At 53.9% G+C, this 12107-nt stretch carries 9 protein-coding genes; 7 read left to right on the top strand and 2 right to left on the bottom strand.

Features of this window, described 5'->3' with window-relative positions; translation table 11 throughout:
* Nucleotides 1-24 precede the first annotated feature (24 nt).
* A complete protein-coding gene (focA, locus tag BV390_RS02660) occupies nt 25-882 on the bottom strand; it encodes a formate transporter FocA (protein WP_032688598.1) in 858 nt (285 codons plus the stop codon).
* A 385-nt stretch (nt 883-1267) separates the two neighbouring features.
* Complete coding sequence (gene ycaO, locus BV390_RS02655) at nt 1268-3028, bottom strand: 30S ribosomal protein S12 methylthiotransferase accessory factor YcaO (RefSeq protein WP_004860065.1); 1761 nt, start codon at nt 3026-3028, stop codon at nt 1268-1270.
* 115 nt (nt 3029-3143) lie between these two features.
* Here ycaO and BV390_RS02650 point away from each other — a divergent pair, with 115 nt between their 5' ends.
* The 7 genes from BV390_RS02650 (at nt 3144) to BV390_RS02620 (ending at nt 12079) form a co-directional block, all read left to right on the top strand.
* The gene (locus BV390_RS02650) at nt 3144-3836 is read left to right on the top strand and encodes a DUF421 domain-containing protein (protein ID WP_032700446.1); all 693 of its coding nucleotides are present in this window, start codon (nt 3144-3146) and stop codon (nt 3834-3836) included.
* A 187-nt stretch (nt 3837-4023) separates the two neighbouring features.
* A complete protein-coding gene (serC, locus tag BV390_RS02645; protein WP_032695660.1) occupies nt 4024-5112 on the top strand; it encodes a 3-phosphoserine/phosphohydroxythreonine transaminase in 1089 nt (362 codons plus the stop codon).
* Between the two features lie 72 nt (nt 5113-5184).
* Complete coding sequence (gene aroA, locus BV390_RS02640; protein ID WP_032688595.1) at nt 5185-6468, top strand: 3-phosphoshikimate 1-carboxyvinyltransferase; 1284 nt, start codon at nt 5185-5187, stop codon at nt 6466-6468.
* A 204-nt stretch (nt 6469-6672) separates the two neighbouring features.
* Nucleotides 6673-7356 carry a (d)CMP kinase gene (gene cmk / locus BV390_RS02635; protein WP_032688594.1) on the top strand — a complete coding sequence of 228 codons (684 nt, stop codon included), beginning with the start codon at nt 6673-6675 and terminating at the stop codon, nt 7354-7356.
* Nucleotides 7357-7492: 136 nt separating this feature from the next.
* A complete protein-coding gene (rpsA, locus tag BV390_RS02630) occupies nt 7493-9166 on the top strand; it encodes a 30S ribosomal protein S1 (protein WP_004860074.1) in 1674 nt (557 codons plus the stop codon).
* Nucleotides 9167-9317: 151 nt separating this feature from the next.
* On the top strand, nt 9318-9605 hold the full coding sequence (ihfB, locus tag BV390_RS02625; protein WP_004100704.1) for an integration host factor subunit beta: 288 nt from the start codon (nt 9318-9320) through the stop codon (nt 9603-9605).
* Between the two features lie 209 nt (nt 9606-9814).
* Nucleotides 9815-12079: a ComEC family protein gene (locus BV390_RS02620; RefSeq protein ID WP_085396545.1), complete on the top strand. Its 2265-nt coding sequence runs from the start codon at nt 9815-9817 to the stop codon at nt 12077-12079.
* Nucleotides 12080-12107 lie beyond the last annotated feature (28 nt).

Here is a 12107-nt window from a genome sequence, read left to right as displayed (position 1 = left end):
TTTATTTACTGCCTGAAACGGCCCTTAGTGATGGTCGTCGCCACGCAGGTAAATGACCCAGTATGTCAACCCAACCAGCAGACCACCGCCGATAATGTTCCCGATAGTTACCGGAATCAGGTTATCAGTAATGAAGTTCATCACGGTCAGGTGAGAGAAATTTTCCGGAGCAGAACCAATAGCGGTCCAGAATTCCGGGCTTGCAAAGTCGCGGATTACGATACCCAGCGGGATCATAAACATGTTAGCGATACTGTGCTCAAAGCCGCTGGCAACAAACATAGCCACGGGTAAAACCATTATCATGGCTTTATCCATCAGGCTGCGGCCGGAGTAGCTCATCCACACCGCCAGACAGACCATCAGGTTAGCCAGGATCCCCAGACACACGGCTTCAATAAATGTATGGTGCATTTTGTGGTCGGCGGTTTGCAGGACGTTAAGGCCCCAGGCACCGTTGGCGGTCATATACTCGCCAGATAACCACATCAGCAATACAAACAGCAGTGCGCCTATCAGGTTACCAACATAGACGTTGAGCCAGTTTCTTGCCAGTTGACCCCAGGTAATTCGTCCGCTGGCTTTCGCCACGACGATAAGAACGGTGGAGGTAAACAGGTCGGCACCGCAAATGACGCAAAGAATCAGGCCGAGTGAAAAGCAGATCCCCCCGATCAGTTTAGCAATCCCGAAAGGCATCGCGGCAGTGCCGGTTGTCGCCGTAATATAGAAGACAAAAGCAATGGAAATGAAAACACCAGCGGTAATCGCCAGATAAAACGTCTTCATCGGGTGCTTTGTCGCTTTGTAGACACCTGCTTCTTCGGCGACTTTCGCCATGGCTGCAGGGAGTAAAAGATCAAAAGGGTTGTCAGCTTTCACACTAACTCTCTCTTTATAAAAGTTGGCGGTGAGATACTAACAAAGCATTATAGAAGGGAAATTGATGTAGATCATATCCCACCGGAACTATAAGCCCTGAATATGTGTGGTTTTGACTTATTATGGAAATAAATGATTGTTTTAGATGGAAAAAATAAATTTTAAAATTTACAACTTATGTTGATTTTTTTCATTTTGGGCCGCTCCGGACGGTTAATTAAAATGGGGTATTTTTTATTAAAATTAACAATCCCAAGCTGATGCGTAAAAAAAGTTTACTGTAAATTAACGTTGCAACCACAAATTAGCCGCGGGTCTACTTAGCGATGAAAAACGGGGTCTTTATCGACCCCGTAAATAATGTGGCTGGCAGTAAAATGAAGCCTTATTTAGCCCAGAATGCCGCTTTTGCCCGCTGCAGTTTTTCATAGGCTTTCAGTAAAGACTGATGGGCCGGGAAAGCCTGGAGATCGCTATCTACCGCCTGCAGGCCATAGAACGGCGCTTCACCGCTCATCGCCGCGCTGGCGGCTTCAACCGCATCAGCGCCGTACATACGGATAAAGGCATTCAGGTACTGCAGAGGCTGGCGCTCTTCTTCCTGACTGAGCAGCAGCAGCGTCTGCAGGCAGCGGTAGTAATTTGCGCGTTCCGCACTGAAGATAGACGCATTGAATTCAATGGTCCATTCCGTCCAGATCAACGCCTGCTCCAGATCGCCGCCGGCCAGCGCCAGCATGGCTTTCAGTTCGCCAATACGCAGCGTATACCAACCGTTGTCTTTGCCCGTCGCCAGGCCCAGCAGCTCGCGTACGCGGGTGAAGTCATCATTCCCTTCATCGTCCAGTTGCTCGATCAGCGCCAGATAATCTTCTTTTTCCCATTCACTGCCCGGCAGGGAGAGCAGGGTTTCGCGCAGATGGCTGCCCATGCTGTTATTGGCCAGCCACAGATCTTCCGCCGGATAAATGTCTGACATTCCCGGAACGATGATGCGGCAGGCGTAGACGCTCAGGTGCTCATAATCGGCGATGTAAACTTCTTTATCTTCTTCTTTAAAGATAGCCATCAGGGTGGCGAACTCTTCTTCCGTCGTGCCGGAGAAGCTCCAGTCGACGAACGGGTAGTCGGCATCCTGTTTGAACATATCCCAGGAGATAAGACCGCTGGAATCAATAAAGTGGGTTTCAAGATTGGCGTGTTCGGCCACTTCTTCGTCATCGAAGGTAGGGGGGGTAAAGACATCGAGGTCTTTCAGGCTACGGCCTTGCAGCAGCTCGGTGACGGTACGTTCCAGGGCGACGCCGAAGTCCGGATGTGCGCCGAAAGAGGCGAAGCAGGTTCCGTTCGTCGGGTTAAACAACACCACACAGATAACCGGATATTTGCCGCCCAGCGAGCCATCGTAAGCAAAAATCGGGAAACCTTCGGCTTCCAGCTTATTGATGGACTCCACCACACCAGGATAACGCGCCATGACCTCTGCCGGAATTTCTGGCAGGCTGATGCTCTCCGCGATGATGCGGTTTTTAATATGACGCTCGAAGACTTCCGACAGCGCCTGAACGCGCGCTTCGTTCGCCGTGTTGCCCGCTGACATACCGTTAGAGACATACAGGTTGCCGACGATATTCATCGGGATATAGACGGTTTCGCCATCGGACTGGCGGGTGAACGGCAGGCCGCAAACGCCGCGTTCGTCGTTGCCCGACTGCAGGTCGACCAACATGCTGGCGGTCAACTGATCGTCAGGATCGTAAAATGCGCGCAGACGAGGATCCAGCAGACCTTCCGGCACCTCATCGTCTTCAGTCAGCGGGAACCATTTCTCATTGGGATAGTGGACGAACGGTCCGTTAGCGATGGTTTCGCCCAGCCAAAAGTCAGCAAAAAAGTAGTTGGTGGACAGACGCTCGAAATATTCGCCAAGAGCCGAAGCCAGCGCCGCTTTTTTGGTCGCCCCTTTGCCGTTGGTGAAACACAGCGAGCACTCTTTATCACGGATATGTACTGACCACACGTGCGGTACGGGATTCAGCCATGAGGCCTCTTCAATATCAAATCCGAGGTCGAGCAATTTCTGCTGGAAGCGAGCGATGGAATCTTCCAGGGCGGCATCTTTGCCGGGAATAAACGTTTGAGTCATGGCGATCACTTTTATCGTACGTAAAGCGCGCAATGATACGGCTTTTAGATGACCGGCGCTATCTCCATCGTCTGGCTATCCTTACTGACACCCGATAACTGTACAGGCGTTAACCATGAAGGCATTTGATTGGCATCGTATGGCGTTGGATAAAGTGCCAGTGGATTTTTTGGCTGAGGTGGCGCTCAGGAGCGTATACACCTTTGTCCTGGTATTTATCTTTCTCAAAATCACCGGCCGACGCGGCGTGCGGCAGATGTCGCTGTTTGAAGTGCTCATTATCCTGACCCTCGGTTCCGCGGCGGGGGATGTCGCTTTCTATGACGATGTCCCGATGCTGCCGGTGCTGGTGGTTTTTGTCACTCTGGCGCTGCTTTACCGGCTGATTATGTGGCTGATGGGCAAAAGCGAGAAGCTGGAGAACCTGCTTGAGGGTAAACCGATCCCGGTCATCGAACAGGGGGAACTGGCCTGGAAGAATTTACAGGCGGAAAACATGACCGAATTCGAGTTTTTTATGGAGCTGCGAATCAACGGCGTCGAACAGCTGGGACAGGTCCGGTTGGCTATTCTGGAAACGAACGGGCAAATTAGTCTCTACTACTATGCGGATCGGGACGTCAAAGCCGGTCTTTCTATTTTACCTCCGCCCCATAATGCAAGCTTCGCCACCATTCCGCGCGACGATGAATATGCCTGCGTACGTTGTAGCGCAGTTCTTAAGCTCCGCGCCGGGGATAAACAATTATGTCCGCGCTGCGCAAATGCAGAATGGTCGCGGGCCAGCAGGGCGAAAAGAGTCACCTGACAGCAATTATGTCGGTTTTATGACGTCAAGCCGGCAGATTCTTTTGTGTGACGGCAGCCACATTTCGTGGCTGCTTAGTTTTACTCGTTGCGGTGCGTGTCACTGAATGATAAAACCGATAGCCACAGGAATAACTTATGCCCGCGATGGTTCGCGGACAGACAACATAGCAACGTGGTGAGGGGAAATGGCTCAGGTCTATAACTTTAGTTCGGGCCCGGCAATGCTGCCGGCGGAAGTTCTCAAACTGGCACAGCAGGAGCTGTGTGACTGGCATGGTCTGGGTACGTCGGTCATGGAAATCAGTCACCGTGGTAAAGAGTTTATCCAGGTGGCCGAGGCGGCAGAACAGGATTTTCGCGATCTGCTCAATATCCCTTCCAACTACAAAGTATTATTCTGCCACGGCGGCGGTCGCGGTCAGTTCGCGGGCGTTCCGCTGAACCTGCTGGGTGATAAAACCACCGCTGACTATGTCGATGCCGGTTACTGGGCGGCAAGCGCGATTAAAGAAGCGAAAAAATATTGTTCGCCGAATGCCATTGACGCGAAAATCACGGTTGACGGCCTGCGCGGAGTTAAGCCGATGAGCGAATGGCAGCTGACGCCAGGCGCGGCCTATCTGCACTACTGTCCGAATGAAACCATCGACGGCATCGCGATTGATGAAACGCCGAATTTTGCTGACGACGTCGTGGTTGCGGCGGATTTCTCCTCCACGATTCTCTCTGCCCCGATTGATGTCAGCCGTTACGGCGTTATCTATGCGGGCGCACAGAAAAATATCGGTCCGGCGGGCCTGACGCTGGTGATTGTACGTGAAGACCTGCTGGGTAAAGCCAGCATCGCCTGTCCGTCAATCCTCGACTACACCGTACTGGATGCCAACGACTCCATGTTCAACACCCCGCCGACGTTTGCCTGGTACCTGGCCGGTCTGGTGTTCAAGTGGCTGAAAGAGCAGGGCGGCGTGGCGGCTATGGACAAAATCAACCAGCAAAAAGCCGATTTGCTCTATGGTACGATCGACCGCAGCAGCTTCTATCGTAACGATGTGGCAGCGGCTAACCGTTCCCGTATGAACGTCCCGTTCCAGCTGGCCGACAGTGCGCTGGATAAACTGTTCCTTGAAGAGTCCTTTGCCGCAGGTCTGCATGCACTGAAAGGCCACCGCGTAGTGGGCGGCATGCGTGCCTCTATCTATAACGCGATGCCGCTGGCGGGCGTGAAGGCACTGACCGACTTTATGCAGGATTTTGAACGCCGCCACGGCTAATCATCCTCCTGTTTTTCATCCCCGCGGCTGGTCTGCGGGGTTTTTATTCTGTTTGTTTGAGAGTTAAGTTTGATGGAATCCCTGACGTTACAACCCATTGCGCGAGTCGATGGCACCGTGAACCTGCCCGGGTCAAAAAGTGTCTCTAACCGTGCTTTGCTGCTGGCGGCTTTGGCCCGTGGCACCACGGTGCTGACCAACCTGCTGGACAGCGACGATGTACGCCATATGCTGAATGCCCTGAGCGCCCTGGGAGTTCATTACGTTCTGTCTTCTGACCGTACCCGCTGTGAAGTGACCGGCAACGGTGGGCCGCTGCAGGCCGGCAGTGCGCTGGAGCTGTTCCTCGGTAACGCAGGTACCGCCATGCGTCCGCTGGCCGCCGCGCTGTGTCTGGGCAGCAACGATATCGTGTTGACCGGCGAGCCGCGCATGAAAGAGCGCCCGATTGGCCATCTGGTTGACGCTCTGCGCCAGGGCGGCGCGCAGATTGATTATCTGGAGCAGGAAAACTATCCGCCTCTGCGCCTGCGCGGCGGCTTTACCGGCGGCGACGTTGAAGTGGACGGCAGCGTATCCAGCCAGTTCCTGACCGCGCTGCTGATGGCTGCGCCACTGGCGCCGCAGGATACCGTCATCGCGATTAAAGGCGAGCTGGTTTCCAGACCGTATATCGACATCACGCTGCATCTGATGAAAACATTCGGCGTTGAGGTCGAAAATCAGGCCTATCAGCGCTTTATTGTCCGCGGCAATCAGCAGTACCAGTCGCCGGGTGATTACCTGGTGGAAGGGGATGCCTCGTCGGCATCTTATTTCCTCGCTGCCGGCGCCATCAAAGGTGGAACGGTAAAAGTTACCGGTATCGGCCGCAACAGCGTGCAGGGCGATATTCGTTTTGCCGATGTCCTGGAAAAAATGGGGGCGACCGTCACCTGGGGTGAGGATTATATTGCCTGTACCCGCGGCGAGCTGAATGCTATCGATATGGATATGAACCATATTCCGGATGCGGCGATGACTATCGCCACCGCGGCGCTGTTTGCCAGGGGCACTACCACGCTACGCAACATCTATAACTGGCGCGTCAAAGAGACCGACCGTCTGTTTGCGATGGCCACCGAACTGCGTAAAGTGGGCGCCGAAGTGGAAGAGGGAGAGGATTACATTCGCATTACGCCTCCGCTGACGCTGCAGTTTGCCGAGATTGGCACCTATAACGATCACCGTATGGCAATGTGTTTCTCACTGGTGGCGTTGTCTGATACGCCGGTGACTATTCTTGACCCGAAATGCACGGCGAAAACCTTCCCGGATTACTTCGGGCAGCTGGCGCGGATCAGCACGCTGGCGTAACGTTCGCCTTCGCAAAAGCAAAACGAAAAAGTAAAATATTGTCATCTTCCGGGCTGGCGCTCCGTCAGCCCGCTATAATTGCGCAATTCTTCTGCGTTTCATTTCTGGTAGTCCGTAATTTGCAAGCAATGCTCACTTTCCGGCGTAGAGATGCGTATAATGCGCGGCGTTTATATTCTATGCGCCTTGCTGAAGGAGAAAAAGATGACGGCAAATATTCCGGTAATCACCATTGATGGGCCTGGCGGTGCAGGTAAAGGCACATTGTGCAAGGCAATGGCGGAAGCGCTGGGCTGGCATCTGCTGGATTCCGGGGCCATCTATCGTGTTCTGGCCCTCGCGGCGCTGCATCACCATGTTGATGTCGAATCTGAAGAGGCGCTGGTACCGTTAGCGGCGCACCTGGATGTGCGGTTTATCTCCACCGACGGCAGTCTGGAAGTGATTCTTGAAGGCGAAGACGTCAGCGCCGCCATTCGTACTCAGGAAGTGGCCAATACCGCATCGAAAGTTGCCGCTTTTCCCCGCGTGCGCGAAGCGTTGCTTCGTCGTCAGCGCGCATTTCGTGAACTGCCCGGCCTGATTGCCGACGGACGCGATATGGGAACCGTCGTGTTTCCCGATGCGCCAGTGAAAATTTTCCTTGATGCATCCGCACAAGAGCGCGCCCATCGGCGTATGCTGCAGTTGCAGGAAAAGGGCTTTAGTGTTAACTTTGAACGTCTTTTGTCCGAGATAAAAGAGCGCGACGATCGCGATCGTAATCGCAGCGTAGCGCCGCTTGTCCCGGCCGCTGATGCTTTAGTTCTCGATTCTACTGAACTAAACATTGAGCAAGTTATTGAAAAAGCGCTACACTATGCGCGCGAAAAACTGGCAGTCGCCTGACCGCTAAGCGGTGAAGCGAAACGGCCTCAGGATTATAGCAGTACCCCCGCAGCAATGGAGTGTTAGCGGGTATGTTAAACAACCCCATCCGGCACGGAGCCAGGTGGACGTTAAATATGAAACCTGAAGATTAAACATGACTGAATCTTTTGCTCAACTATTTGAAGAATCCTTAAAAACAATCGAAACCCGTCCGGGTTCCATCGTTCGTGGTGTTGTTGTTGCTATCGACAAAGATATCGTACTGGTTGACGCCGGTCTGAAATCTGAGTCTGCCATTCCGGCAGAGCAGTTCAAAAACGCCCAGGGCGAGCTGGAAATCCAGGTCGGTGACGAAGTTGACGTTGCTCTGGATGCAGTAGAAGACGGCTTCGGTGAAACCCTGCTGTCCCGTGAGAAAGCTAAACGTCACGAAGCTTGGATCACGCTGGAAAAAGCTTACGAAGAAGCTGAAACTGTAGTCGGTGTTATCAACGGCAAAGTTAAAGGTGGCTTCACTGTTGAGCTGAATGGTATTCGCGCGTTCCTGCCGGGTTCCCTGGTTGACGTTCGTCCGGTTCGCGACACCCTGCACCTGGAAGGCAAAGAGCTTGAGTTCAAAGTCATCAAGCTTGACCAGAAGCGTAACAACGTTGTTGTTTCCCGTCGTGCCGTTATCGAATCCGAAAACAGCGCAGAACGCGATCAGCTGCTGGAAAACCTGCAGGAAGGCATGGAAGTCAAAGGTATCGTTAAGAACCTCACTGACTACGGCGCATTCGTTGATCTGGGCGGCGTTGACGGCCTGCTGCACATCACCGACATGGCGTGGAAACGCGTTAAACACCCGAGCGAAATCGTAAACGTTGGCGACGAAATCACTGTTAAAGTGCTGAAGTTCGACCGCGAGCGTACTCGTGTATCTCTGGGCCTGAAACAGCTGGGCGAAGATCCGTGGGTAGCTATCGCTAAGCGTTATCCGGAAGGTACCAAACTGACCGGTCGCGTGACCAACCTGACCGACTACGGCTGCTTCGTTGAAATCGAAGAAGGCGTTGAAGGCCTGGTTCACGTTTCCGAAATGGATTGGACCAACAAAAACATCCACCCGTCCAAAGTTGTTAACGTTGGCGACGTAGTGGAAGTTATGGTTCTGGATATCGACGAAGAACGTCGTCGTATCTCCCTGGGTCTGAAGCAGTGCAAAAACAACCCGTGGCAGCAGTTTGCGGAAACCCACAACAAGGGCGACCGTGTTGAAGGTAAAATCAAGTCTATCACTGACTTCGGTATCTTCATCGGCCTGGACGGCGGCATCGACGGCCTGGTTCACCTGTCTGACATCTCCTGGAACGTTGCAGGCGAAGAAGCAGTTCGTGAATACAAAAAAGGCGACGAAATCGCAGCAGTTGTTCTGCAGGTTGACGCAGAGCGTGAGCGTATCTCTCTGGGCGTTAAACAGCTCGCAGAAGATCCGTTCAACAACTGGGTTGCACTGAACAAGAAAGGCGCAATCGTCAACGGTAAAGTCACTGCAGTTGACGCTAAAGGCGCAACCGTAGAACTGGCTGACGGCGTTGAAGGTTACCTGCGCGCTTCTGAAGCTTCCCGTGACCGCGTTGAAGATGCAACTCTGGTTCTGAGCGTTGGCGACGACGTTGAAGCTAAATTCACCGGCGTTGATCGTAAAAACCGTGCAATCAGCCTGTCTGTTCGTGCTAAAGACGAAGCTGATGAGAAAGATGCCATCGCAACTGTTAACAAACAGGAAGATGCAAACTTCTCTAACAACGCAATGGCTGAAGCTTTCAAAGCAGCTAAAGGCGAGTAATCTTAGTCATTCAGGTTACAACAACCTGAATTACGACGAGTTTACTTGACAGATTGCAGGATTCGTCCTGTAATCAAGCACAAAGGGCGGCTACGGCCGCCCTTGTTTAAAGCAGTTAGCTAATTTTGCCTTGAAGGAAACCGGAGGAATAATGACCAAGTCAGAATTGATAGAAAGACTTGCCAGCCAGCAATCTCACATTCCTGCGAAAGCGGTCGAAGATGCTGTTAAAGAAATGCTGGAACATATGGCCTCAACGCTTGCTCAAGGTGAGCGCATTGAAATCCGCGGTTTCGGCAGTTTCTCTTTGCATTATCGAGCACCTCGCACCGGGCGTAACCCGAAGACCGGCGATAAAGTTGAACTGGAAGGTAAGTACGTTCCGCACTTTAAGCCAGGGAAAGAATTACGCGACCGCGCCAATATTTACGAAGAGTAAGTTTCGCAGAGCCGCGACAACGTACTCCGATGATAAAAAAAGCACCTCTGCGGTGCTTTTTTTATGTCTCTGGTTTGCCCCGCCTCACGGCAGCATCTTCGTTTTGCTGCAACCCCGTAGGTTTTTCGGAAGCCGAAATCCATACCCGCCCGCCGACCGCTGACGACCTTTAGCTTTCACGCGATACTCTCCGTCAACAGGGAGGGGACATGCGTTTATCACAGCTTGCCGGGTGCGTGGTTGTCGGGATCTGCCCACTGTTGTTCTTGCCAGAACTGCCCACACCGCTCACCGTTCAGGTTATTATCGGTGGTGCTATCCTGATAGCGTTTTACCGCTGGGGGCCAGCACGTTACCTGGCTTTGACTATGCTGTTTTTTGCCTGGGGCGTGCTGAGCGCACGTCAGGTGCTGTGGCCGATGCAGGTGCTACCTGGTGGCAACCGGCAGGTTGTGATTAAGCTAACGGCAGTCGAAGGGGAGACCACCTACCAGGGAAATATTCTCCGTTTCAACGGGCAGAGGCTATGGCCTGCGCCAGGGGTGACTCTTTATGGTAACGCGCTGCCTGGCCTGCCATGTGCCGGGCAGCGCTGGAAGATGACCGTTCGTCTTCGCCCCATCCATAGCCAGCTCAACGAAGGGGGCTTTGACGGCCAGCGTTTTGCCCTGGCGCAACATCGTTCGCTAACCGGGCGCTTTACGTCGGCTGAAGCATCAGATCCGACGTGCAGCTACCGCGCACGCTATCTGGCATCGCTGGAACGCACTCTGGACGCTTTTCCCTGGCAGTCGGTGATACTCGGGCTCGGCATGGGGGAGAGACTGGTTGTACCGGGGGATATCAAACGTCTGATGCAGGAGACCGGTACATCGCACCTGATGGCGATCTCGGGTTTGCATATTGCGCTAGGCGCCATACTCGGTGGACTGGTGGTTCGGGGCCTGCAATTCTTTTTCCCGTGCCGATGGATTGGCTGGAGAATGCCGCTACTTGTCGGTCTGGCCTGCGCGCTATTTTATGCCTGGCTGACCGGTATGCAGCCGCCTGCGCTGCGGACCTGCGTAGCCCTGAGCTGCGTGGTGGGCCTACGGCTATCTGCTAAACGCTGGTCGTCCTGGCAGGTCTGGCTCTGTTGTATTGGCGCGATCTTATTTGCCGATCCGCTGGCGGTGTTGTCTGATAGTTTGTGGCTGTCCATCTTCGCTGTCGCAACGCTGATTTTCTGGTATCAGCTGGTGCCGCTGCGGCTGCACGCGTGGCGCTGGCCATGGCGCGAAGTGCTCGCTTTAGGCCATCTGCAGCTTGGGCTGATGTTTCTGCTATTGCCGATTCAGATTCTCCTTTTCCACGGCATCAGCCTGACTTCCTGGGCGGCAAATCTGATAGCCGTACCCTTGGTCACCTTTGCGGTTGTTCCCGCTATTCTGCTGGCGATGCTGCTGCATCTCAGCGGGCCCGTCGGGGTTGAAATGACGGTGTGGTGGTTGGCTGATCGGCTGCTGGCAGCATTATTCTGGTTTTTGCGTCTGTTGCCGCAGGGCTGGCTCAGTCTGGATTTTCGCTGGGCGGGGCTCAGCGCATTGCCCTGGCTGATGCTGCTGGTATGGCGTTTTCATGCCTGGCGTTCGCTACCGGCGCTTTGTCTTAGCAGTACGCTGCTGCTGAGCTGGCCTTTTTGGCGTCACGGAGTGAAAGATGAATGGCGGGTTACGATGCTGGACGTCGGGCAGGGGCTGGCCATGGTCATTGAGCGGGAGGGGGCGGCAATCCTGTATGATACCGGACTGGCCTGGCCCGATGGCGACAGCGGTCAGCAGATTATTATTCCCTGGCTACGCTGGCATAACCTGCGCCCGGAGGGCGTTTTGTTGAGCCATGAACACCTTGACCACCGCGGTGGTCTCAATTCGCTGCTGAAGGCCTGGCCCGAGCTCTGGATCCGCAGTCCGCTGGGCTGGCAGGGACATCTTCCCTGTCGGCGAGGCGAAAGCTGGCGATGGCGTGGATTAACTTTTCGCGTGCTGTGGCCGCTGCCGGATTCCGGCATGACGGGCAATAACCGCTCCTGCGTGGTCCGTATTGATGACGGAAAGCAGAGCATTCTGCTGACCGGGGATATTGAAATTCCGGCGGAACGGGCGATGATGAGCCACTACTGGCAGCATCTTGCGTCTACACTTATCCAGGTTCCGCATCATGGCAGCAATACCTCTTCTTCGCTGGCACTATTGCAGCGAACCGGAGGTGCGGCGGCGCTGGCGTCGGCCTCGCGATATAATACCTGGCGTATGCCTGCGGCCAAAGTGGTACAGCGCTACCGTCAGCAGGGCTATCGCTGGCTCGATACGCCGCATCAGGGACAAATTACGGTTATTTTTTCTACAGAAGGTTGGCAAATCCAAAGCTTACGAGATCAACTTTTACCGCGTTGGTATCATCAGTGGTTTGGCGAGACCGTGGATAACGGGTAGAATATGCGGCTATTTCAACATAAGCTGG

The sequence above is a fragment of the Klebsiella sp. YJ genome, from assembly GCF_002108615.1.
GTDB lineage: Bacteria > Pseudomonadota > Gammaproteobacteria > Enterobacterales > Enterobacteriaceae > Klebsiella > Klebsiella planticola.
Note: the sequence above shows the minus strand (reverse complement) of the source record. Positions and strands in the feature narration are given on the sequence as shown.

Bases quoted from the DNA above. Each gene is read 5' to 3' on its own strand.
- ycaO (WP_004860065.1), bottom strand. From the start codon at position 3,028: ATGACTCAAACGTTTATTCCCGGCAAAGATGCCGCCCTGGAAGATTCC.
- BV390_RS02650 (WP_032700446.1), top strand. From the start codon at position 3,144: ATGAAGGCATTTGATTGGCATCGTATGGCGTTGGATAAAGTGCCAGTG.
- serC (WP_032695660.1), top strand. From the start codon at position 4,024: ATGGCTCAGGTCTATAACTTTAGTTCGGGCCCGGCAATGCTGCCGGCG.
- aroA (WP_032688595.1), top strand. From the start codon at position 5,185: ATGGAATCCCTGACGTTACAACCCATTGCGCGAGTCGATGGCACCGTG.
- cmk (WP_032688594.1), top strand. From the start codon at position 6,673: ATGACGGCAAATATTCCGGTAATCACCATTGATGGGCCTGGCGGTGCA.
- rpsA (WP_004860074.1), top strand. From the start codon at position 7,493: ATGACTGAATCTTTTGCTCAACTATTTGAAGAATCCTTAAAAACAATC.
- ihfB (WP_004100704.1), top strand. From the start codon at position 9,318: ATGACCAAGTCAGAATTGATAGAAAGACTTGCCAGCCAGCAATCTCAC.
- BV390_RS02620 (WP_085396545.1), top strand. From the start codon at position 9,815: ATGCGTTTATCACAGCTTGCCGGGTGCGTGGTTGTCGGGATCTGCCCA.